The organism is Ferruginibacter sp. (assembly GCF_049840995.1).
Classification (GTDB): domain Bacteria; phylum Bacteroidota; class Bacteroidia; order Chitinophagales; family Chitinophagaceae; genus Ferruginibacter.
In genome coordinates this window covers 1,158,440-1,181,705 of the sequence record NZ_JASGIP010000003.1, presented here as the reverse complement: position 1 = coordinate 1,181,705, position 23,266 = coordinate 1,158,440, and the positions used below count along the sequence as shown (strand labels likewise).

Genomic DNA, 23,266 nt, shown 5'->3' with positions numbered 1-23,266 from the left:
TTAAGAATTAATAATTGAGCCGTCCCATTTAGTTGGTGACGGCTTTTTCTTTGGTAACTTAGAGTATAATGGCTGTACAGAAATTAACCATAGAAGATTTTTTGTTACTGGCTAAGCAACATCCTGTATTTGATGTACGCAGCCCCGGCGAATATGTTCATGCACATATTCCAAATGCCATCAGCCTGCCTTTATTTACCGATGAAGAAAGAAAAGTAGTGGGCACTGCTTACAAACAACAAAGCAAACAAACCGCCATCAAGATCGGCCTCGATTATTTCGGCACCAAAATGCGCAGTATGGTGGAAGAGGTAGAAAAAATAACGGCGCCTTTTTCAAAAGAAAATAACAAATCAAATGCTTCGGTTCCCCCTTTAGGGGGCGGAGGGGGCACAGTCCTCGTCCACTGCTGGCGCGGCGGCATGCGCAGCGCAGGTGTGGCCTGGTTGCTGGATCTGTATGGATTTAAAGTGTACACACTGGTAGGCGGATACAAAGCCTACCGCAAATGGGTGCTGGCGCAGTTTGAAAAAGAATATGCGTTCAGGATCATTGGCGGCTATACCGGCAGTGGAAAGACAGGCGTGTTACAGCAACTGGCACAAAAGCATACCATTATCGACCTGGAGGCGCTGGCCAATCACAAAGGCTCTGCATTTGGCGGACTGGATGGAGAAAGTCAACCCCGCCAGGAAATGTTTGAGAACCTGCTGGCGCAACAATTGGCTGATGCTTCACCTGAAGGAGGTATTTGGCTGGAAGATGAAAGCCAGCGCATTGGCAACCTGCAGATACCGATGCCATTATGGTATACTATGCGCAAAAGCCCGGTTTATTTCATCGATGTGCCTTTTGAGGAGCGGTTGGACCATATTACTGCCGGGTACGGCCAATACAGCAAGGAAAAGCTGGTAAATGCCATCATCCGCATACAAAAAAGGCTGGGCGGCCTGGATACCAAAAACGCCGTCAATTACCTTTTGGAAGATAATTACCGCGAATGTTTCCGCCTATTACTGTCGTATTACGATAAACAGTACAATAAAGCCCTCGCCAACAGGGAAAATCTTGCAGCTCAACTAAATAAAATAGCCTGTTCGGGCGTTGATACTGTAACCAATACACAAAATATTTTAGCATGCCTTACCGTAACCGCATAAAGTTTGTTTTTTGTTTACTCATCCTTTCGCTGAAACTATCGGCGCAGCAGGATGTGACCGGGCTTTGGACCGGCTTTATGTACAACGATACCACGCAGCAGAATTACCGTTACGAGATTGCCATCAGCGAGAACAAGGGCAAATTATTCGGGTATTCACATACTTACTTTATTGTGGATGACAAACAATACCATGGCGTAAAAAAACTGAAAATAAAAAGAGACGGTGATAAGATCATTACCGAAGATGATGAACTGATCGTAAACAATTATCCCATTCCACCGGCCAAAGGCGTACACCAGGAAAACAGGCTGGTATTGGAAATAAAAGACACCGTGATGATACTGAGCGGGCTTTACAGCACCAACCGCACCAGGGATTACCGGCCACTTACAGGCTATGTGCACGTGGAAAGAAAAAAAGATTACCAGCAAAGCGCACTGGTGCCGCATTTGCAGGAACTGGGCCTTGCAAAAAACCTTACTTTCCTGAACGATGCCGGCACTCCTGCCCCGGCCGAACCTACGCTGGCGGTATTAAAACCCATGCGTTCGGATGAAGAAGAAAAACTGATACAATCGGAAGCCAAAAGACGGGAGCAGGATAATACCATCAGGCCCGCTACTGCCAAAGTGGTGGTTAAGAATGATGTGCCCAAACCTCCTGCCGAAACTGTGGTTGCCAAACCCGTGCCTGCAAAAACAGAACCGCCGGTAGTAAAAGCGCCGCCGGTTAAAACTCCGGAACCTGTTGTTACCAAGCCAGCACCTGTAAAAGCCAGCGAGCCTGTTGCGGTAAGCAAACCGGCACCCGCAAAAACAGAACCACCTGCTGTTGTAAAAGCTACTCCTCCACCGGTTAAAGCACCGGAACCAGCTGCCCCAAAACCTGCCGTGGTTAAACCAGCCATACCGGTCGATCCTACCGCTGCTGTTGATGCCGGTAAACGCAAAGTGGAAAATATACAGGCCCTGTATTTTAAATCGGATAGTTTACAATTGATACTGTATGATAATGGTGAGGTGGATGGTGATACCGTAAGTGTGATCATGAACGGTGAAGTGATAATGCCTAAAGTGGGCCTAAGTACCAATGCGGTTAAAAAAACCATCGACACCAGGGACATCGGCGACAGTATACAGTTAGTGATGTATGCAGAATCGCTGGGAACATTACCGCCCAACACCGGTCTTTTGATCGTGTATGATGGCAACGACCGCTACGAAATAAGGTTCAGCGGCGATATGCAAAAAAGTTCCGGTATAGTTTTTAGAAGAAGAAAGGAGTAGCCACGGATTACACGAATTTTCAGAGATTATTTTATTGAATAAAAGAGGAATCAAATATTGATTCCTCTTGTTTTATCCGTGAAAATCTGTGTAATCCGTGGCAAAAAAAATCTTAAGCCGCAGGCTTATGAAAAACACTTTCCTAACTTAGTGGAATGAATGCTGTTAAACTTACTCAATACTCCCACGGCGCCGGTTGTGGCTGCAAGATATCACCCAAAATTCTCGACGAAATATTAACGAGCAATTTTGCAATGCCCGACAATGATAAACTCATAGTGGGTAATCACAGCAAAGACGATGCAGCCGTATACGACCTGGGCAATGGCAACGCCTTAATTACCACCACCGATTTTTTTATGCCCATTGTAGATGATCCATTTGAGTTTGGCAGGATCGCTTCGGCTAATGCTATCAGTGACGTGTATGCGATGGGTGGCAGGCCAATCGTGGCCATTGCTATTTTGGGCTGGCCCATCAATGTATTGCCGCCTGCAGTGGCACAAAAAGTAATTGAAGGCAGCAGGAGTATTTGTAAAGAAGCAGGTATTCCACTGGCCGGTGGCCACAGCATCGATTCGCCTGAACCAATTTTTGGATTGGCTGTTAATGGATTGGTTTCTGTTGAAAACATCAAACAGAACAACCAGGCCCAAGAAGGCGATGTATTATTTTTAACCAAACCTTTGGGCGTGGGCATTTTAACCACCGCCGAAAAAAAGGGCATTTTAAAAGCAGCACACACCGGCCTTGCCGCCAAACAAATGATGCAGCTGAATAAAGTAGGCGAAACACTGAGTAAACTAAAGGGTGTTACCGCCATGACGGATGTGACTGGTTTTGGTTTGTTAGGGCATTTGGTGGAAATGGCTGAAGGCAGCGGGCTAAGCGCCACTGTTGATTTTAAAAATATACCATTGATCATTGAGGATATTAAAGAGTATGTGGATCAAAAGTCAGTGCCCGGTGGCACCAACCGCAACTGGGATAGTTATGGTGATAAGATCGGCGCCATTACCGATTACCAGAAAGCCATACTGGCCGATCCGCAAACCAGCGGAGGATTACTGGTAGCCGTGAATAAAGATGCAGTTGCCGATGTGCAGGAAATGTTGCGGCAAAATGGTTTGGAAAAATTTACAACACCGATCGGTATTTTACAACAGCAGCAACAAACCATTGTTGCTATTAATTAAGTTTACTTATCGCTTATCAAAACAAATTTATGAGAAGCATTTTTACATTTGTATTACTGGTATTGATTGCAGCAGCAGTCGCATTATCGCTTTGGGTATCGCCTTTTTTCTGGTGGATAGCAGGCTTTTTTATTGCCTTACTTGGAGTAGGTGTATTCGATATGATACAGACAAAGCACAGTGTAATGCGCAACTTCCCCTTACTGGGCAGGGCCCGCTGGCTGATGGAATATTTGCGTCCCAAGCTGTACCAGTATTTTATTGAAAGCGATACGGATGGAAGGCCTATCAACCGTATAGACCGCAGCACTATTTACCAGCGTGCAAAAAAACAAACCGATTCCATGCCTTTTGGTACGCAGCTGGATGTGTATGCCGAAGGTTACGAATGGATGACGCACAGTATTGCACCGCTTAATTTTGATAAGATCAACCACGATCCAAGAGTATTGATCGGTAATAAGGATTGCAAACAACCTTATAGCGCCAGTATTTTTAACGTAAGTGCCATGAGTTTTGGTAGCCTGAGTTATGCCGCTATTGAAGCCTTGAATTCCGGTGCAAAGATCGGCGGCTTTGCACACAATACCGGCGAAGGGGGATTAAGCCCCTATCATTTAAAACATGGCGGCGATATCATCTGGCAGATCGGTACCGGTTATTTTTCTGCCCGTACACCCGAAGGAAATTTTTCGCCCGAGGCATTTGCAAAAAATGCAATCCTGCCACAGGTAAAAATGATCGAATTAAAATTATCGCAGGGTGCTAAACCCGGTCATGGTGGTATTTTACCTGCTGCCAAAAACACACCCGAGATCGCTGCCATCCGTTTGGTAACACCTAACACCACCGTGTACTCGCCGCCGTATCATTCTGCATTCGGTTCTCCCAAAGGTTTAATAGAATTCATTCAAAAGTTGCGGGAGTTGAGTGGTGGCAAGCCCGTGGGTTTTAAATTATGTATCGGCCACAAAAGCGAATTCATTGCCATTTGCAAAGCCATGATCGAACTGGATATTTATCCTGACTTTATCACCGTGGATGGTGGCGAAGGCGGTACAGGCGCCGCACCGCAGGAATTCAGTAATTATGTTGGTGCTCCATTGATGGACGGATTAGCTTTTGTACATAACATGCTGGTGGGCTTCAACATCAGGCAGCATATAAAACTAATTGCCAGCGGAAAAGTATTGAGCGGCTTTCACCTGGTAAGGGCAATGGCACTGGGTGCTGACACCTGCAATTCAGCAAGGGCCATGATGATGGCGCTGGGCTGCATACAGGCTTTGGAATGCAATACCAACAAATGCCCCACCGGTGTGGCCACGCAGGATAAGGGTTTGGTAAAAGGTTTGGTGATAGCCGATAAAAAACAAAGGGTGGCTAACTATCACGAAGACACGATAAAAACTTTTGTGGAATTGCTGGGTGCGGCAGGTATTGCCGACAGCGCCCATCTTACCCGCAGTCATATCTACCGCAGGGTGTTTATGAACGAAGTGCGTACGTTTGAAGATATTTACCCTAGCCTTGAGCCGGGTTGTATGGTAAATGGTAATGTACCGGAAAAATACCAGCACGATGTGCTTAAAGCGTCTCCGGAAAAATGGAACTGATCAGCTATGGATCGCATCGATCTTTGCTGCCAGTTTTTTGTCCTTATCTGTTACCACATCGCCTGCGTCGTGTGTGCTCAGCCATATTTCCACTTTATTATACACATTGGTCCATAAAGGATGATGGTCCATTCTTTCTGCTTCAATGGCAACCCTTGTCATAAATGCAAAGGCTTCAGAAAAATTTTTGAACTCAAATTTTTTATAGAGCGTATTGTTTTTTTCTTCCCACATAACAAATAATTGATAATGATGTAATGAATAATGAATAATTTTTTAAGGCTGAATAACATTACTGTTTTGAAAAGACCTCACAATCGAAAACATTATCCATTATTCATTATTGAATTATTCATTCTAAAAAATAAGGTGTTGCTTGTTCTTGATCTTCTCATTCGTCATTTCATTCACCAACTGCACGCCGGGTAATGAGCGGATGGATTGCATCAATGCCTTTAATTCTTCCGGCAAAACACTTTCTCCCTTCAGCAGCCATAAAAAATCCAGGTGCTTGAATTCGGGTAAAAGATATTCCCCGTCAAACTGGTTGTTGTACAAATAATGCACCAAACAGGTAGAGGGAACCGCATACTCGTAAATAGAGAAAAAATATTTGCGTTGCTTTTTGGTCAACTGTATCTCGAAATCGTTATTTATCCTGAAATCAAAACCCAGTATCTGGTTCAGCTGCCAGCTGAACTGGTAGTCTTTAATAGGAGCAACAATGCCCAGCAACAGGGAATCTTCAAAGAATTCCTGCGCCAGTGTCTCATTGTCGATCTTTAATTTCATATCAGTGCTATACGAACATCTTTTTGTAAAGTAAACTTGTGGGTAAAAGTGGATGTGATCAGATCACCTATGGTCAGGTCTTTTTTAGTCCTGCTCTCATTTTCATTCTCAAGATCAAACCGCATCATCTCTTTAAAATTTTTGAAAGAATACAGTAATTCAAAAAGAGCAAAAGGGAGTATTAATAATTTTATAAGCACTTGTACCAAAAATATTGGAAGATGATTATTCAATTCCCCTTCGCTGTAAAAGTGCTTGTTAAAATCCATACTACTCATATCCACATGGAACTGCATGGAAAATTTTTCGATCAATTCCGCAGCATCATCACCCGTAATTCCTAACCCGTTTTCAATTGTTGTTTTTGAGTTGGTCCCTTTCTCCAGCCAGTAGTTCTCCTCCAGGAAATCCAGTACATCTTTTCTTCTTTGCCTGATCCACCTGTATCTCAGTCGAATTACCTTTTGCATATAAAGGGGGTTTTAAAATACAATATCAAACACCAGCTCTTCCTTACCCCTCATCACTTTTACCTTCGTTGCATCGCCTTTATTGAATTTGCTCAGTGCTTCCATATAAGTTTGTACATCCGAAAATTTATGATCGCCCAACTGTACAATAACATCACCGGTTTTAATGCCCACCTTCTGTGCTGTTTTTCCTTCGCTTACGCCATCCACTCTTACCCCGCCCCCGCTGAAAGTATAATCCGGCATAATGCCCAGGCTTACTTTAAAACTGCTCTTGCCGCTCATGGCCACTTCCCTTGTTTTGGTAAAAGCAAATTTGCCTTTTTTATTGGCCACATCAATCACATTGTACACATACTTTATCACCTGCAACTCACCGGTATAATTGATCTTATCCGCATCATCAGTTGGTTTATGATAATCGCTGTGCGTACCGGTAAAGAAAAAAAGCACCGGTATATCTTTCCTGTAAAATGAAGTATGATCGCTGGGACCCGTACCGCTGCTGTCGAATTTAATAGTAAAGAATTTATCTTTTTCTGTCAGCAGTTGTCCCCACATGGGCGATGTACCATAACCACCAATGCTCAAGCCATGCGTACTGTCGTTCAAACGGCCCACCATATCCATATTGATCATATAATTGGCATTGCCCAGGTCAACTGTGGGATGTTCTGTAAAATATTTACTGCCAAACAAACCCAGCTCTTCTCCCGAAAATGAAACGAACAGGTAATTGTTGTTCTTAAATTTAGATGCTTTTAAAAGTTTACTTAATTCTATCAAAGCCGCGGTACCGCTAGCATTATCATCGGCGCCATTGTGTATCTGCGGAGTAGTGCCTGCATACAGCGAGTTATGGTCTTCTCCATAGCCCAGGTGATCGTAATGAGCACCTAAAATAACAGTGGTCGAGGCGCCATTATCAATATAACCCACCACATTATGCCCCATTCTTTTTTTATCGCTGATATCCACTTTCAGTTTTATATCCAGTGTAGCGGTCTCGTCGTATAAATATTTTTTCTTGATGTTTTGTGTTACATACAATACAGGGATCTTCACCAGTTCGCTTTTAGCCTTTGGTTCAAATTTCAGTTCGTCTTTAATAGTGGAAGTATTGTAAATGATCAATCCTGTGGCACCTTTGCCCGCCACATCATTCACTTTTGTTTTTATAGCATCCGTAAGATCAAAATGCGGGTTGTTCTTATTTTCTTCCAGCTTATCTTTCAGGTCCCAGAACCAAACCGTACCACTTTCGCGTAATGCAATAGACGGAGCGGCTTCCAGCGAAGCATTCGGAGAAAAAATAAAGGGAAAATATTCTTTATCCAGGTCAAGGTCAAAGCCATTAATGATCAAATGCGTAGAGGGATTCACCTGTTTGCCTTCGTTCACTTCAAATTCCTGCATATAAGTGCCGTTATCGCCTTTTGCCTGCAGACCATTTTTTGCAAATTCGCCGCTGATGTATTCGTAAGCCAGTTTTTCGCCATTGGTACCGGTCCTTCTGCCTTCCAGTTTATCATCGGCCAGGTAGCCAATATGAGCCTGCAGACCGGCAACGATCGCTTTATCTGCTTTCTTCAATTTTTGTGCGGGGGCAAGCTGGGCACTTAATAACACAAGCCAAACAAGATGTTTCATGATTATATTTTGGTGAGATGTTGCAAAGGTAATTCAGCAAAGGGCTTGTTGGGTAAATTGAATGTCAAATTTGTTTTAAAAGCCATGTTTCTTATTTCGTAACGATATACCATCTATTGCCATTATTTTTGTGCCGCTGAAAATTTTGACAAAAAAACTAAACATAGCATTGGTTGGTAACCCCAACAGCGGAAAGAGTTCTCTTTTTAATGTGCTTACCGGGCTCAATCAAAAGGTAGGCAACTTTCCCGGGGTTACGGTAGATAAAAAGACCGGTACCAGCACTATTGCTCCCGGCTTTGATGCCAATATCATCGACCTGCCGGGCACTTACAGCCTGTACCCTAAAAGGGCCGATGAGTGGGTGGCCTACAAAGTGCTGCTGAACCAGGACGAACTGGTAAAGCCCGATATGATCGTTCTGGTGGCCGACGCCAGTAACCTCAAACGCAATCTTTTATTCTGTTCACAGATCATCGATCTTAAAGTGCCCGTAGTGGTGGCTTTAACCATGATGGACCTTGCCAAAAGCAAGGGCACACAGATAGATATACCGGGCCTGGAAAGAGAATTGGGTGTAACGATCGTAGCGGTGAACCCAAGAAAAAATAAAGGCATTCCGCAACTTAAAAAAGCCATTGAACTGGCAGCTGAAAAACTGCAGCAGGCAGCACCCAGGGATTTTATTGATATGACTGCCATTGCGGGTGAACCTATTGCAGGGTTGAAAAAGATCTTTCCCGCTGTGAGCAATTACAGGGCCGTCCATTTTTTGATCAACCACGAAAATTTTGAACTGGATGCTGCCACACAAGTGGCGATAGAGCAGGTGGAAAAGGATCATAAGTTCAACCCCACCAAAACGCAGGCGGAAGAGATCATGCAGCGTTACGGCCGCATCAAGCATATCATGCAGCAGACCGTAGTGGAAAGTGACCCGCTGCAAAAATCATTGTTTACCGAAAGGCTGGATAATATTTTAATGCACCGCTACTGGGGTTATATCATTTTACTGGCCGTGCTTTTTCTTTTATTTCAAAGTGTGTTCTGGGTGGCGCAGTACCCGATGGATGGTATTGAATGGGTGTTTGGAAAACTCGGTGGCTTTTTAGGCAGCAGTTTACCCGATACCTGGTGGAGCGATCTTTTAATTAACGGCGTGATAGCAGGTTTGAGTGGTATACTGGTATTTATTCCACAGATAATGATATTGTTTGGCCTCATTACATTATTGGAAGATACCGGTTATATGGCCCGTATCAGTTTTTTAACCGATAAACTGATGCGTAAAGTAGGCCTGAATGGTAAAAGTGTGATGCCTATGATCAGCGGTTTTGCCTGTGCCGTACCGGCCATAATGAGTGCCCGCAATATCGAGAACAAAAAAGAACGTTTACTAACGATCATGGTTACACCGTTAATGAGCTGCAGCGCAAGGCTGCCGGTATATACCATTTTGATCGCATTGATCATTCCTTCCAAATTATACTTTGGCTTTTTAAGTTTACAGGGGCTGGTGATGATGGGATTGTATTTACTGGGTACGGTAATGGCATTGATCGTGGCCTGGGTGTTAAAATGGTTCATCAAAACCACCGAACGCAGTTTTTTTATTTTAGAATTGCCGGTTTACCGTGGACCAAGGTGGAAGAATGCATTGACCACCATGATAGAAAAGGCAAAGATATTTGTGTTTGATGCCGGTAAGGTCATCATGGTCATCAGTTTATTATTGTGGGCTTTAAGCACCTACGGCCCCAAAGCAAAAATGCACGCCGTTACAACCACTTATAATGAACAGGCTGCAGCAAACGAGCAGCTGAAAGAAAATATCATAAAAGAAAAAACGGCTGCTCTTACTACAGCAGCCATCAGTGATACGGCCAGGCTTACAGCTAAATACGACAGTCTTATTGCTAAAAACGATGAACAGGGCAGCCTGATAGAAAAAGAAAGAAAAACCGCTTTACTGCAAAGCTCTTATGCCGGATCGCTGGGCGGTTTTATAGAGCCTGCTATCAGGCCATTGGGCTACGACTGGAAGATCGGTATTGCATTGATCACTTCTTTTGCAGCAAGGGAAGTTTTTGTGGGCACGATGGCAACTTTATACAGTGTTGGCGATGATGCAGATGAAAATAACACTACGCTCCGGCAAAAAATGTCAGCAGCCGTAAGGCCCAACGGCAGCAAGGTATACGATCTTGCCACCGGTTTATCATTACTGGTATTTTATGTACTCGCTATGCAATGTATGAGCACGCTGGCGGTGGTAAAAAGAGAGACCCGCAGCTGGAAATGGCCGGTGATACAATTGTTCTACATGACCGGGCTGGCTTATTTTTTAAGCTGGCTGGTGTATGAAATTGCAAAATAAAACCCCGGTAAACGGGGCCTTATTCATTTAGTTTACCAATCCACCGTATAAGTGATCCTGTTCTTTACCTGCGGATATAATTTTTTATATAACTCATTCAGCACATCTTCCCGTCTTGGATCGCTGATGTAATTTTTATTGTTGATAAGCGCCCAATCCTGGTTGGTCAGGGCCCGGCTGTCGCCGGTATAAGTAGCACGTTCATCCTGCCAGTCGTAACTGGCGGTATAAGTTGTATAGCTGATATTTTTGCGTCTATACGCATCCGTTATATTTACGTCCATTTGCGCACGGGCGGTAAAATAACGGCGGGCAATATTAATGGTGGCATATACAGTTTTATACCTGGGTTTACCGCTGGTGTCTTTACCATCCTGCACCTGCGCACTTACGTTGCGGGTGTTATTGCTCACCGATGGCCTGGGCAGATCCATATTCCTTAATGTCAGGTCGATCACCCAGTCAACTTCCACATTATCGCTCCTGGCTTCCACATCCGTATAAAAATCTGCAGGGTATTGGCTGCTGTACTTTCCTCCCAGTTCTCTCACCAATGTTTGCTGAAAATACTGGTTGCTGTAATTATAACCATAATTACCCCAGCTGGCATTAAAGAAAGAGTTATCCTGTATCGGGTTGATGACCACATTTATTATGGCACTCCGGTAGGCTTCATTCATCTTTGATTTGGCTTCTTTATAACCGGGTACCAGTGCATCTGTTTTTTTGAAATAGCTGTACGCAAGTTTGGCATCGGCCTTATCGCCGCTTTGCAAAAGCGAATTGCCCAGCTGATAATAATCTGCTGCAGCCAGTTCCCTGTTCTCATAAATATCATTCTGGTAATTATCGGCTATCACCAGCAGGCTTGCAGGGGCCGACGCCATGATGGCATCGTACATGCTTTGCAATGTTTCATATTCATTAATGATCTTGTCCCAACGGCCAAGGTCGGTAGCGCTTTTATAGCTGGCGATCCTGTTAAGGTGTATCTGTTTTACCTGGTCGTATACAATGGGCAGGGCCTTGATGGCGTTGGTGTCGGTGCTTTTTTTGTTGAGTGTTTTAATTACATCAAACAAAGTGCGGTCTTCAGTGCTTCTCGATAAAAAATCCTTGCTGGTGCGGCAGGCTGCAAACAATAGTATGGTTACAGCAATTAGTAAAGTTTGTTTCATCTGTTGATTTTATTGATTAAGGTCTATTGTTATTGTAGCGTAAATACAAAGCCGGTGCCACCAGCCAAAACATGATAATTGTTGTAAATATATTAACAAATAATAAGCAGGCCTGATGCAACCATTTTAAAATATTGTTAGCCGGTTATTGACTTTCCGGGCTGTAAACGACTTTTTCAGGCTGCCTATTGCCTATACTGTAGGCCAAAAAAACAGCGAAAAAGAGCAGGATCGGCCCAAAATCCCGCCGTTCAGCCCGCAAAATCTGCCATTTATCCCTTCCTGAAATTTTTCTTAATTCCCCAAAATCGGCTGAAACCCTTTACTGTATTGATTTCTGTGCAAAACAGACTAATTGCCACCGCCAGCTACTGTAAAAAATATGGTATTATGTGTTGCATAGTACTGAAATTGTATTATCTTTGTGATGTGATAGGGAGAAAACCGGTACTATCCCGTTCACAAGATCTTACAACTGCCCCAAAAATCATTTAGCCATGAAAACGGGCAGAGGAACTTAAAGTATAGCCATGATTAAATTATTTATTTCTCAAAACCCTCCGCAAAGCCTTTTTCAAAGAACTGCAGCAAGCGCCGGGTTTAAAAAATTGAAGCCATGAATATTGATAACACAGCAAGCCAGATGCGGAAAGGGGTCCTGGAGTTTTGTATCCTTTCTGTGATCAAGCAGGGGGAAGCCTACCCTTCGGATATCATTGATAAGATGAAGGCGGCCAATTTCAACCTTTTGGAGGGTACGCTTTACCCTTTGCTAACAAGGCTTAAGAACGCCGAATTTTTAACCTACCGCTGGGTAGAAAGCAACAGCGGGCCGCCGCGGAAATATTTTTCGCTTACAGAAAAAGGAGCAGACTTTTATAAAGAGCTGGAAGCTACGTGGAATGAACTTTCCAATGCTGTAAAAGCTGTAACCGAAACCAACCATTTTGACAACAACAACTTCAACACCCCTTAATAAACAAAGAGTATAGCCATGATTTGTTTTTTAAGCCCAATCAACTAACGAAACAAAAAAATTTTAGCCATGAAACAAGTAATCAATATAAATTTCCAGGGAAGGGTGGTACCAATAGAAACCACCGCCTTTGAAATATTAAAAGACTATACCGGCAGCCTGAACCGGCACTTTGCAAACGAAGAGGGTAAAGAAGAGATCATCAATGATATTGAAAGCCGTATCGGCGAGCTTTTCCAGGAAAGACTGACCAAAGGCGCCACCTGTATTACCGATGATGATATCAACGCCATCATCAACAGCATCGGCCGTCCAGAAGATTTTGAACCCATGGAAGATGCGCAAACATCCGGCACTTCATCTTCTTCATCTGCATCATCGTCTTCTTCTTCATCTTCGCACCAGCAGCAACAGGGCAGCAGCACTTTTACAGGGCACAAAAGATTATACCGTAATGAAAACGATAAAGTACTGGGTGGTGTGTGCAGCGGCCTGGCCAACTATTTTAATATTGATGTAGTGGTTGCCAGGATCATTTTTGTGATACTGTTATTCTCTGGTGTTGGGTTTTTAACCTATATCATTATGTGGATAGCAGTACCCAGTACCGCCAGTGCAGAAATTGGCGGCACCAGGAAAAAATTATTCCGCGATCCCGATGAAAAATTACTGGCAGGTGTGTGCAGTGGTATCGGTAATTATTTTGGTATCAATCCATGGATACCAAGGGTATTGTTCCTGTTACCATTTCTTTCTTTTCTTTCCCGCTGGGGGCACTGGGGTGGCTTTTGGGACTTTGGTGATGTGATCCGCTTTACATTCAGCCCTACTTCTTTGATTGTATACATTATTTTATGGATCGTGATACCAGAAGCTTTGACCACTTCGGAAAAACTGGAAATGAAAGGTGAAAAAGTGGATATGAACTCTATCAAGAATTCTGTAATGGAAGAAATGAGGGGTGTGGGTAAAAAAGCAGAAAAATTCAGCAAGGAAGCATCCGGTATGATCAATGAAAAAGCAAAGACCATGGCGGGAGATATGCAGGGGTTTACAAGAAGAAACCGCGGTGGATTGGGTAATGTGATCGCCATGATAGCCAAGATATTTGCTTACTTTATTATCGGCTGCGTATGCTTTGGCCTGGTAATGGGTTTGTTTGGCCTCGGTATTTTCTCTATCGGTGTTTTTCCTTTAAAGGATTATATACTTAAAGGTACCTGGCAAAATTTTTACGCATGGGGTACATTGGTATTATTCATTGCAGTGCCTATCATCGGTATCATTACCTGGTTAATAAGAAGGCTGGCAAAAATGAGGAGCAACAGCAAGATACTGCGCCTTACTTTCGGCAGCTTGTGGACGCTGGGCTGGGTTTGCATCATCATGCTGATCGTTACTGTTACCCGTGATTTTAAATCTTCCAGCCGTTTGGACGAACAGCCTGTTGCGTTAACCAATCCTTCTGTAAGTAAACTGGTGGTTACTTCATCCATGCCATTCACCAAAAAATATTACGGCCGCAACTGGATACGTTTTGAACCTTTCGAAAACCTGGTAGACGATGATACTGCCTATGTAAGGAATGTATATGTTGAGCTGGCAAAATCTGCCACCGACAGTTTCCAGGTAACCATTAAAAAAATGTCAAGGGGATACGATAAGGCAGATGCCAATCACCTCGCAAGCCTGGTACAGTTTGATGTAACACAAAAAGATTCCATCCTGTTACTGGATAAAGGTATCGCCATCAATAAAACTGATAAGTTCCGCAACCAGATGGTGATCATTACAGTGTATGTTCCGGTAGGTAAACAGATACGTGTTAATAAAGGAATCGGATGGCCTGTACACTTTGGATCAAGGAACTGGGATGACGACTGGGATAATGATTATTATGATTCCGAAGAAGATATCAGGTGGCAGAGCGATGTGGATTATATAATGAAAGCGGATGGTCTTTACACCGTTACCGGTAAAAGGGCAGATGGCTGGCACGATAAAGATGAAAAGAAAAAGAATAATAACAAGAACTACCGTTACGATAACGTGGATGATTCTATCCAGCACAGAAGAGATTCTATTGAGAACAGGAAGGAACTGCGCAAAGATTCCATCGAAAGAAATCACCAGCGTATAAAAGATTCGCTGGACAACCAGGAAGAAAGAGAAAAAGCAAAGATCGAGAATGGTAATGCGGTTATTGTTAACGATGCTGAAAGTTTAAGTGCAGTGGTACCGGGATTCAATATTGTTACTAATGTCAACTAAATATTTTTAACAGGTAATACCAAACAACATGAAAGCTTATTATTTTCTTATTGCCGGTTGTTTACTTGCGTTCGCTTCCTGTCATAATCGTAATTATTACAGGCACCACGATAATAATATTTCCATATCTGTGGAAGAATCGGATGATGAATACCAGATGATCGCTTTTTTTGATGAGGACAAAACCAAACAGGTGCAGAGTCGCATTGATGAATACACGGGACACAATGGTATTTTCCGATCGGGAAATGTAGAGATCGACGCCACCACCACGCTGGAAGATAATGTAAGAGTATATATAAGATCCCGCCCGGGAAGATTAAAAATAAAATTTGATAAAGAAGATAATTCAGAGGCTGCGTGTGAAAAAGTAAAAGAGATGTGCGAAGAGATAAAAGAATACTTAACAAACGGGCAGCCTTAAAATAGTTTCGATAGTTGAGTTGAAGTTGAAACACAAAAAGTCCTGCCATTTTTGGCGGGACTCTTTTTTTAAAAACAAAAATCAAGCGCCATGAAAAAGAAACATCCTTTACTGTATGCAATATTATTAGGGTTACTGCTTTCTGTTGCCTGCAACCTGGGCAGTGGTACAAGAGTGGTAAGCGTAAACAACGGTAACGAAACACTTAAAATAGAATACAAAGGTGAGCTGTTCTTTAATACAGCAGGCACTGCCATCGACGAGATATCGCCGGGTGGCCGTGTAAAATACCGCAGGAATGATAAAGAACTGGTTGCCGAACCCGGCGACAGCGGCAATGTAGTGTACAAGATATATTTTGATGATAAGAAGATGAATAATAATGACAGCGCCGTTAAAACTTTTTTTGCAGCTGCCCTGCAGGAGATAGCAGAGAACTACGAAAGATAAACACTGCAAATAAAATTATCTTTATACCATGAAAGATAATTTTTCGCAACAGGCGGCAGCTTATGCTGTTTACAGGCCGCAGTATCCTGCCGAATTGTTTGACTATATAACCGGCTTTGTAAAAGAAAAACAGCATGCCTGGGATTGTGGTACCGGCAATGGGCAAACAGCCAGGGAACTCAGTAAATATTTCAACACGGTCTTTGCAACAGAAATCAGCCAGAAGCAGATTGATAATGCTTATCGCTGCGATAATATCATTTATTCATTGCAGCCGGCTGAAAAAACCGGCCTCGCTGATAAAAGCATTGATCTTGTAACGGTGTCGCAGGCCTTGCACTGGTTTGATTTTGAAAAATTTTATGCCGAAGTTAATCGTGTGGCAAAGCCCGGTGCTGTAATTGCGGTGTGGACCTACAGTTTGTTGCGCATTACTCCCGTTATCGATGCATTGGTGGAAGATTATCATTTTAATACCCTGGGTAATTATTGGGATGCAGAAAGAAAATATGTGGATGATCATTATACCGGTATCCCGTTTCCTTTTGATGAAATAACAACACCTTCTTTTGAAATAAAATTATACTGGACACTGGCAGAACTGGAAGGATATTTTTATACCTGGAGTGCGTTACAAAAGTTTACAGCTGCTAATAATTACAGCCCGGTTGATGCATTGATGGAACAAATAAAAAATGTTTGGGGTGCGGACGAAGAGAAGGCAATCATATTTCCGGTTCATCTTCGGCTAGGCAGGATATAACTAAATTCTTTTGGCAGCTTCGCTGCAAAAGGCAGCCACTCCAAGGGAGTCCTTTGGACAAAGGCTCAAAGTAAAAAAATGCGGTGCACTTTTTGTGTCTTGGCGGCTTTGTGGCTACATTTGCCATCTATTATTAAAATCAATTCACGTTACATGAAGAATACCCCTTTTACACAAAAACATATTGGCCTGGGCGCAAAGATGGTTGAGTTTGCAGGATATAATATGCCCATTTCGTACACCGGTATCAACGATGAGCATGCAGCAGTACGCAATAACGCCGGTGTGTTTGATGTAAGCCATATGGGCGAGTTTATTTTAAAAGGAGCCAATGCGCTGGACCTGATACAGCGTGTTACCAGTAACGATGCTTCCAAATTAACAGCTGGCAAAGCGCAATACAGTTGCCTGCCTAATAAAGAGGGCGGTATCGTGGATGATCTGCTGGTATACTGCCTGGAAGAAAATAACGCTTATATGTTGGTGGTAAATGCCAGCAATATTGAAAAAGACTGGAACTGGATCAGCAGTTTTAATGACAAAGAGGTAGAGATGCACAACATTTCTGATAAGACCTGCCTGCTGGCCATACAGGGCCCGAATGCAACAAAAATTTTGCAGCCCCTTACCAGCATGGATATCATGAACCTGAAATATTACACTTTTACAAAAGGCACTTTTGCTGGTGTTGACAATGTTGTGATCAGCGCAACAGGTTATACCGGTGCCGGTGGTGTGGAAATATATTTTGAAGATGCAGGCGATAATGCCAATAAAATATGGGATGCCATTTTTGAAGCAGGTAAAGCTGCCGGTATCAAACCTATCGGGCTGGGTGCCAGGGATACTTTACGACTGGAAATGGGATTTTGCCTATATGGTAATGATATTGATGATACCACTTCGCCGCTGGAAGCCGGGCTGGGTTGGATCACCAAATTCTCGAAAGAATTTACCAACAGCGCTTATTTTGCCAAACAAAAAACAGATGGTGTTACTAAAAAACTGGTGGGTTTTGAAATGCTGGAAAGAGGTATTGCAAGGCACGATCACGAGATCAAGGATTTTGAAGGTACGGTGATCGGTAAAGTAACATCGGGTACACAATCTCCCTCGCTGGGTAAGGCCATTGGCCTGGGTTATGTAGATGTACAATATGCAGCTATCGACAGCGAGATCTTCATCAGTATAAGGAATACTTTATTGAAAGCCAAAGTGGTAAAAATACCCTTTGTATAGTGAATAATGAATTAATTAATAGTGAATAATTTTTTCGGATCGCAACACGTTTTATTTCTAAAAGATATTGCTGTTGCAGGGCATTATTAATTATTCATTGATCAATTATCCATTATGAGCAAGATCCATTTAACTACATTTATAGCTGCGCCGGTAGAAAGGGTATTTAATTTAAGCCGCAGCATCAGCCTGCATAAAATTTCTACTGCACATACACAGGAAGAAGCGGTAGCCGGTGTAACCACGGGTCTTATCAATATGGGGGAATCGGTAACATGGCGGGCCAAACATCTTTTTAAAAAAAGGATGTTCACTTCCAAAATAACTGCCATGAAGATACCGGATAGCTTTACTGATGAAATGCAGCAGGGGGATTTTAAAAGTTTTAAACACGAGCATCATTTTAAACCGATAGAGAACGGCACGATCATGATTGATGTAATAGAATTTGAAAGTCCGTATGGAAAACTCGGTAGTTTTTTCAATGCAGTTTATTTAAAGCGCTACATCGAAAAAATGCTGTTGAAAAGAAATGAAGTAATAAAAGAATACGCACAAACTGAAAAGTGGAAAGCAATACTGTAACAATGAATAATGCATTAATTAATAATGAATAATTCCTTCAGGCCGAAGAGAGTTTCAGATACAGAAAAAACCTGCTGACTTAAGACATTATTAATTATTCACTATTTCATTATTAATTAAAACACCGATGGAACAAACAAAACCTACTTTATATACCTGTCTCTCTCCTGCTATGCTGCATTTATACGATCTTAAAAATGCCGTGGTGGTGATCATAGATGTATTCAGGGCTACTTCCACCATTGCATCTGTTTTAAAGAATGGCGCCAAATGTATCATCCCGGTTGATACCGTTGCAAAAGCAATTGATATCAGCAAACAGATAGATGCCATTGCAGCAGGCGAAAGAGATGGCCAGATAGCAGAAGGTTTACAACATGGTAATTCTCCATTGGAATACAGCAGGGAATTCATTGAAGGAAAAACTTTAGTACTTACCACCACCAACGGCACCAAGCTGCTGCAGATGGCGCTGGATAATAATGCCGATACCATCATCAGTGGTTCTTTTCCTAATCTTTCATCAGTTTGTAAATACCTGGTAGCACAAAATAAAAATGTAGTGCTGGGCTGTGCCGGCTGGAAGGACCGTTATAATATTGAAGACACTTTATTCGCCGGTGCGGTGATCAGTAAAATAAAAGAACACTTTACCATTCACTGCGACAGTTCTTTCACAGCAGAATTACTGTACGAAAATAATAAAAACGACCTGGCAGGTTTTGCACCCAATCTTACACATTACCACCGCCTGGTAGAACGTTTTGGATTGATTGAAGACATCAACTTTTGTTTAACACCCGATGTGGCAGACGTATTGGTAATATACAAAGACGGCAAACTGGTCACAACCTGATAAATAGCTGCCTTTGTTTATATTTTAACATCTATTTTCCAATAAACTTTGCTTTTTAAGCCAAAAGCTCGGTTATTTTCCGTTACTTTTGCAAATTGCCCTTTTCAGACTGGTTGGTGGTAAAAATCTACATCCCTGCTTATATCTGGAATCCAAAATCGGCAATCCAAAATCGTACATGGCATTATCCCACCTTATCAAATACGTATACAACAATGGTTCTGATGAAGTGATCCGTCGTGGAAAGAAGATCCAGGCAATGGGTTTTGTGGAGTTGGTGGAACACGATCAGCTGATGGGCAGTGTTGTATTCCGCGTTAAAGACGACAGCTACAGTACCTTTTACAAAGTATATATTCAAAAATACGCCGACGCAAAAAGCATCTCTATCCGTTGCGGCTGTCCGTATAACCTGGGCGATATCTGCCGCCACGAAGCGGCCGCTTTATTGCGCCTGCAGGAAATGATCGATAAGAACATGCTGGGCAATGCTGCTATTCGTTATAACCAGCGGCATACTGTTGCCAAAATGAAGCATATCGATCTGAAGATGATCAAATTATTTTCATCGCCGGGTATTTACGAACAGGCAGAAGATATTTTACGCACCACTAAAGCCACCATTTTAAAAGCCGGTGACGAAAGGGTGGAAGCCGAGCTGGAATACGACGGGCAAACCTTCCCGTTAGTGATACAGAAAAATGATGAACGCAATTTTGATACTTCGTGTAAATGCGATGAGGCCGAACACCCGCTTTGCGAACATAAGACTATGCTGTTTCTGCAATTGCTGAACGCTTATGGTCCTTATTATTTCGATACCATCCGCAACTGGGATAAAGAAAAGAATAAATTATTACAGATATACGGCTACAGTTTGGATGATGATCTTACCGGCAAATTTGAATTTACTTATAAAGACGGCAAGCCATTTTTAAAAGTGCTGGACACTTCTATTAAACGGGTGGCCGCACCGGCAGCAAGTGTAAGTGTACCCAAACCTGTGGAAGTGATCGCAAGCCCGGTAGAAGTACCCGAAAAAGAAACAATAGTACAAACACAACCAGAAAAGAAGCTGGGTGTTGTTTTTAATTTTAATGCCAGCAGTTATCCGTATTTTTTGGTGGAAGCCATACAGGGCGACGCAGATGATGATAATAAAAAATACACCGGCAAGGTGGAAAAACTGGATCTTGCAAAATTTGTAAATGCCGAACTGTTCAGCGAAGATGATAAACAACTGCTGCAGCAGGTACGTAAACTACAGGCCACGGAGATCAATAAATACTTAGACCGCAATTCTCCTTTCAGCGGTATATGGGAGAACATCATTCAGAATGAGGGCGACGAATTACCGGAAGAAACAAGGAGCCTGATCGCCGAATATCTTCAACCCAAATTAAGAAAGCTGTTTGAAGAGCAGGCCGCCAATAATTTTATTTTTTACCTCCCGGAAAAAAAGCCTTTTAAAACTGAAAATTTAAAAGAGCTGGAAATAAGTGACCAGTTCATTACACCGGTATTTAAAGTGCTTTCCAAAGGCGATCATTTCGAAATTGCCTGTACAGTAAAAACGCCCGGACAGTCGGTACCGCTTTCAGAAAATGAATGCAGCAGCAGTCTTGTATTTTTATACGACAACACTTTATATCTCTGGCAAAAGCCCGAAGATGTGATGCAGGCAGAGAAATTTGTAAAAGAAGGCAACATACAGTTAAGTAAAGAGAACTGGAGCGAAAAAATGCAGAAGGTGATCATGCCGCTTACAAGGGAATACCATGTGGAGTTTGATAAAAACCTGGTAAGAGAGGTAAAGAGCGGCGAACCCGAAGTAAAACTGCAGTTGCAGGAAAAGGGCGATTACCTCGTGTTTCAACCCATATTTACCTACCAGGGTTTTGAAACCAAGACGACCGATAAAGAAACCATCACTATACCTGATGGTGATAAGATACTGATCGTACACCGCAATAAAGAAGCGGAGGAAGCATTCATAAAAAAACTGGAAGCGCTGCACTCACAATTCATGCGGCCCAGCGAAAGCAACAGCCTGGTGCTGAAAGGTGTGGATGTGTTGCGCAACAACTGGTTCTTTTTATTTGTGGATGCCATGAAGGAAATGAAAGTGCCGGTATATGGTTTTGAAGCGTTGAAGAATTTCAGGTTCAACACCGCAAGGCCCAGCACCCATATTCATGTAAGCAGCGGGCTGGACTGGTTTGATGCCAAAGTGGAAATTGAATTTGGTGAGCAACGGGTAGGCATAGACGATATTAAGAAAGCATTGGTGAATAAGCAGTCTTTTGTACAATTGGGCGATGGCACCCTGGGTATCTTGCCCGACGAGTGGCTGCGCCGTTATTCGTTGCTGTTCAAGGTTGGTGATGATCGCAGCAACCGCCTGCGCTTATCCAAATACCACATGAGTGTGATAGATGAGCTGTACGAGAACAGGGATGAAAGTGAATTGAGTTTTGAACTGGATGAAAAATTTGAACGCCTCCGCGAATTCAAGAATATTCCTGAGATCCCGGCACCGGCACACCTGCAGCCTATCCTGCGGCCTTATCAAACATCGGGCTTTCAGTGGCTCAGTTACCTGAACGATGTAAGCTGGGGCGGCATACTGGCCGATGATATGGGTCTCGGTAAAACCATCCAGGCCCTTACCATGCTGCATCATTACAAAGAATCTACAGGCAGCCTAAAAGCCATTGTTATCTGCCCCACCACGCTTATTTATAACTGGAAGAACGAGGTGGATAAATTCACCCCAACACTCACCTGGCATATACATCATGGCAGCATGCGCAGCCGCAGTGCGGAAGAATTACAAAATTTCAACATCATCATCACCACTTACGGAACTTTAAGGAGTGATATACAATTGTTATTAAAAACCAATTTCGACTACGTTATACTGGATGAAAGCCAGGCTATTAAAAACCCTTCATCAAAAGTTACCAAGGCGGCCTGTTTGCTGAATGCAAAAAATCGTCTATGCATGAGCGGTACCCCGTTGCAGAATAATACGTTTGATATTTTTGCACAGATGAATTTCCTCAATCCAGGCCTGTTGGGCAGCATGGAATTCTTCCGGAATGAATTTGCAACACCTATCGATAAATTCGGTGAACAGGATCAGAAAGATCATCTCCGCAAATTATTATATCCCTTCATCTTACGTCGTACTAAAGAACAGGTGGCCAAAGACCTGCCCGATAAGATAGAGACCATTCTATTTTGTGAAATGGAAAAAGAACAGCGGGATATTTACGAAGCCTACCGCGATACCTATCGCAGCAAGATATTGGGTGAGATCGATCAACAGGGCATCAGCAAATCACAACTCACCATCCTGCAGGGGCTGATGAAACTGCGCCAGATATGCGACAGCCCGGCTATTTTGAACGAAGAAGATAAATATCCGAATCATTCTATCAAGCTGGATGAACTGGCCCGTGAGATCACGGAAAATATCGGTGAGCACAAGGCGCTCATTTTCTCGCAGTTCCTGGGTATGCTGGCATTGATAAAACAAAAGCTGAAAGAACAGGAAATTCCTTTTGAATATTTTGATGGCAGCACTTCTGCCACCGACAGGGAAAAAGCGATCCAGAATTTCCAGAACAACGATGAGTGCCGCGTATTCCTCATCTCGCTGAAAGCGGGTGGTGTGGGTTTGAACTTAACTGCAGCCGATTATGTATACATTGTGGATCCCTGGTGGAACCCCGCCGTGGAGCAACAGGCCATTGACCGTACCCACCGTATCGGGCAAACGAAAAATATTTTTGCCTATCGCATGATCTGTATCGATACCATCGAGGATAAAATATTACAACTACAGGAGCGCAAGCGCAAACTCGCCAGCGAACTGATCGCTGATGATGCCAGCTTTGTGAAGGCGCTTACTAAGGCGGATGTGGAGTATTTGTTTAGTTAGGTTGTATAATTTCTGATATTATTGATGG

Annotated in this window: 19 protein-coding genes; 14 read left to right on the top strand and 5 right to left on the bottom strand. The window is 42.9% G+C overall.

The window, feature by feature from the left end; genetic code table 11:
• Positions 1–68: 68 nt before the first annotated feature.
• The 4 genes from mnmH (at position 69) to QM738_RS06920 (ending at position 5,261) form a co-directional block, all read left to right on the top strand.
• Positions 69–1,160 carry a tRNA 2-selenouridine(34) synthase MnmH gene (gene mnmH / locus QM738_RS06935; protein WP_462275953.1) on the top strand — a complete coding sequence of 364 codons (1,092 nt, stop codon included), beginning with the start codon at positions 69–71 and terminating at the stop codon, positions 1,158–1,160.
• Complete coding sequence (locus QM738_RS06930) at positions 1,139–2,449, top strand: hypothetical protein (protein ID WP_462275952.1); 1,311 nt, start codon at positions 1,139–1,141, stop codon at positions 2,447–2,449. The genes mnmH and QM738_RS06930 overlap by 22 nt, the downstream gene beginning before the upstream one ends.
• Positions 2,450–2,604: 155 nt before the next feature.
• Positions 2,605–3,645 carry a selenide, water dikinase SelD gene (gene selD / locus QM738_RS06925; protein ID WP_462275951.1) on the top strand — a complete coding sequence of 347 codons (1,041 nt, stop codon included), beginning with the start codon at positions 2,605–2,607 and terminating at the stop codon, positions 3,643–3,645.
• 29 nt (positions 3,646–3,674) lie between these two features.
• On the top strand, positions 3,675–5,261 hold the full coding sequence (locus tag QM738_RS06920; RefSeq protein ID WP_462275950.1) for an FMN-binding glutamate synthase family protein: 1,587 nt from the start codon (positions 3,675–3,677) through the stop codon (positions 5,259–5,261).
• Here the strand turns inward: QM738_RS06920 and QM738_RS06915 are convergent, their stop codons facing one another.
• The 4 genes from QM738_RS06915 to QM738_RS06900 all read right to left on the bottom strand — a co-directional run bounded on the left by QM738_RS06915 (position 5,262) and on the right by QM738_RS06900 (position 8,173).
• Entirely contained in the window at positions 5,262–5,495 is a 234-nt protein-coding gene (locus QM738_RS06915; RefSeq protein WP_462275949.1) for a 4a-hydroxytetrahydrobiopterin dehydratase, read from the bottom strand.
• Positions 5,496–5,618: 123 nt separating this feature from the next.
• Positions 5,619–6,053 carry an IPExxxVDY family protein gene (locus tag QM738_RS06910; protein ID WP_462275948.1) on the bottom strand — a complete coding sequence of 145 codons (435 nt, stop codon included), beginning with the start codon at positions 6,051–6,053 and terminating at the stop codon, positions 5,619–5,621.
• Entirely contained in the window at positions 6,050–6,523 is a 474-nt protein-coding gene (locus QM738_RS06905) for a hypothetical protein (RefSeq protein ID WP_462275947.1), read from the bottom strand. The genes QM738_RS06910 and QM738_RS06905 overlap by 4 nt, the downstream gene beginning before the upstream one ends.
• A gap of 12 nt (positions 6,524–6,535) precedes the next feature.
• Positions 6,536–8,173, bottom strand: a complete 1,638-nt coding sequence (locus QM738_RS06900; protein WP_462275946.1) for a M28 family peptidase — start codon at positions 8,171–8,173, stop codon at positions 6,536–6,538.
• 145 nt (positions 8,174–8,318) lie between these two features.
• On the opposite strand from QM738_RS06900, the gene feoB reads away from it, so the two are divergent.
• The gene (feoB, locus tag QM738_RS06895) at positions 8,319–10,550 is read left to right on the top strand and encodes a ferrous iron transport protein B (RefSeq protein WP_462275945.1); all 2,232 of its coding nucleotides are present in this window, start codon (positions 8,319–8,321) and stop codon (positions 10,548–10,550) included.
• A 32-nt stretch (positions 10,551–10,582) separates the two neighbouring features.
• On the opposite strand, the gene QM738_RS06890 is transcribed toward feoB, so the two are convergent.
• On the bottom strand, positions 10,583–11,728 hold the full coding sequence (locus QM738_RS06890; RefSeq protein ID WP_462275944.1) for a hypothetical protein: 1,146 nt from the start codon (positions 11,726–11,728) through the stop codon (positions 10,583–10,585).
• Between the two features lie 616 nt (positions 11,729–12,344).
• Between QM738_RS06890 and QM738_RS06885 the strand changes: the two genes are divergently transcribed.
• From QM738_RS06885 to QM738_RS06845, 9 genes are all read left to right on the top strand, one after another.
• Positions 12,345–12,704, top strand: a complete 360-nt coding sequence (locus QM738_RS06885; RefSeq protein WP_462275943.1) for a PadR family transcriptional regulator — start codon at positions 12,345–12,347, stop codon at positions 12,702–12,704.
• 69 nt (positions 12,705–12,773) lie between these two features.
• On the top strand, positions 12,774–14,975 hold the full coding sequence (locus QM738_RS06880) for a PspC domain-containing protein (protein WP_462275942.1): 2,202 nt from the start codon (positions 12,774–12,776) through the stop codon (positions 14,973–14,975).
• A 28-nt stretch (positions 14,976–15,003) separates the two neighbouring features.
• Complete coding sequence (locus QM738_RS06875; protein WP_462275941.1) at positions 15,004–15,399, top strand: hypothetical protein; 396 nt, start codon at positions 15,004–15,006, stop codon at positions 15,397–15,399.
• Positions 15,400–15,489: 90 nt separating this feature from the next.
• On the top strand, positions 15,490–15,849 hold the full coding sequence (locus tag QM738_RS06870; RefSeq protein ID WP_462275940.1) for a hypothetical protein: 360 nt from the start codon (positions 15,490–15,492) through the stop codon (positions 15,847–15,849).
• Positions 15,850–15,877: 28 nt separating this feature from the next.
• Positions 15,878–16,612 (top strand): class I SAM-dependent methyltransferase, encoded by a 735-nt coding sequence (locus QM738_RS06865; protein WP_462275939.1) that lies wholly within the window; start codon positions 15,878–15,880, stop codon positions 16,610–16,612.
• Between the two features lie 153 nt (positions 16,613–16,765).
• Positions 16,766–17,851 (top strand): glycine cleavage system aminomethyltransferase GcvT, encoded by a 1,086-nt coding sequence (gene gcvT, locus QM738_RS06860; protein ID WP_462275938.1) that lies wholly within the window; start codon positions 16,766–16,768, stop codon positions 17,849–17,851.
• Between the two features lie 114 nt (positions 17,852–17,965).
• Positions 17,966–18,436: an SRPBCC family protein gene (locus tag QM738_RS06855; RefSeq protein ID WP_462275937.1), complete on the top strand. Its 471-nt coding sequence runs from the start codon at positions 17,966–17,968 to the stop codon at positions 18,434–18,436.
• A 127-nt stretch (positions 18,437–18,563) separates the two neighbouring features.
• Positions 18,564–19,292 carry a 2-phosphosulfolactate phosphatase gene (locus QM738_RS06850; RefSeq protein WP_462275936.1) on the top strand — a complete coding sequence of 243 codons (729 nt, stop codon included), beginning with the start codon at positions 18,564–18,566 and terminating at the stop codon, positions 19,290–19,292.
• A gap of 178 nt (positions 19,293–19,470) precedes the next feature.
• A complete protein-coding gene (locus QM738_RS06845) occupies positions 19,471–23,238 on the top strand; it encodes a DEAD/DEAH box helicase (protein WP_462275935.1) in 3,768 nt (1,255 codons plus the stop codon).
• Positions 23,239–23,266 lie beyond the last annotated feature (28 nt).

Coding starts and splice junctions, on each gene's coding strand:
- mnmH (WP_462275953.1), top strand. CDS start 69: ATGGCTGTACAGAAATTAACCATAGAAGATTTTTTGTTACTGGCTAAG.
- QM738_RS06930 (WP_462275952.1), top strand. CDS start 1,139: ATGCCTTACCGTAACCGCATAAAGTTTGTTTTTTGTTTACTCATCCTT.
- selD (WP_462275951.1), top strand. CDS start 2,605: ATGAATGCTGTTAAACTTACTCAATACTCCCACGGCGCCGGTTGTGGC.
- QM738_RS06920 (WP_462275950.1), top strand. CDS start 3,675: ATGAGAAGCATTTTTACATTTGTATTACTGGTATTGATTGCAGCAGCA.
- QM738_RS06915 (WP_462275949.1), bottom strand. CDS start 5,495: ATGTGGGAAGAAAAAAACAATACGCTCTATAAAAAATTTGAGTTCAAA.
- QM738_RS06910 (WP_462275948.1), bottom strand. CDS start 6,053: ATGAAATTAAAGATCGACAATGAGACACTGGCGCAGGAATTCTTTGAA.
- QM738_RS06905 (WP_462275947.1), bottom strand. CDS start 6,523: ATGCAAAAGGTAATTCGACTGAGATACAGGTGGATCAGGCAAAGAAGA.
- QM738_RS06900 (WP_462275946.1), bottom strand. CDS start 8,173: ATGAAACATCTTGTTTGGCTTGTGTTATTAAGTGCCCAGCTTGCCCCC.
- QM738_RS06890 (WP_462275944.1), bottom strand. CDS start 11,728: ATGAAACAAACTTTACTAATTGCTGTAACCATACTATTGTTTGCAGCC.
- QM738_RS06885 (WP_462275943.1), top strand. CDS start 12,345: ATGAATATTGATAACACAGCAAGCCAGATGCGGAAAGGGGTCCTGGAG.
- QM738_RS06880 (WP_462275942.1), top strand. CDS start 12,774: ATGAAACAAGTAATCAATATAAATTTCCAGGGAAGGGTGGTACCAATA.
- QM738_RS06875 (WP_462275941.1), top strand. CDS start 15,004: ATGAAAGCTTATTATTTTCTTATTGCCGGTTGTTTACTTGCGTTCGCT.
- QM738_RS06870 (WP_462275940.1), top strand. CDS start 15,490: ATGAAAAAGAAACATCCTTTACTGTATGCAATATTATTAGGGTTACTG.
- QM738_RS06865 (WP_462275939.1), top strand. CDS start 15,878: ATGAAAGATAATTTTTCGCAACAGGCGGCAGCTTATGCTGTTTACAGG.
- gcvT (WP_462275938.1), top strand. CDS start 16,766: ATGAAGAATACCCCTTTTACACAAAAACATATTGGCCTGGGCGCAAAG.
- QM738_RS06855 (WP_462275937.1), top strand. CDS start 17,966: ATGAGCAAGATCCATTTAACTACATTTATAGCTGCGCCGGTAGAAAGG.
- QM738_RS06850 (WP_462275936.1), top strand. CDS start 18,564: ATGGAACAAACAAAACCTACTTTATATACCTGTCTCTCTCCTGCTATG.
- QM738_RS06845 (WP_462275935.1), top strand. CDS start 19,471: ATGGCATTATCCCACCTTATCAAATACGTATACAACAATGGTTCTGAT.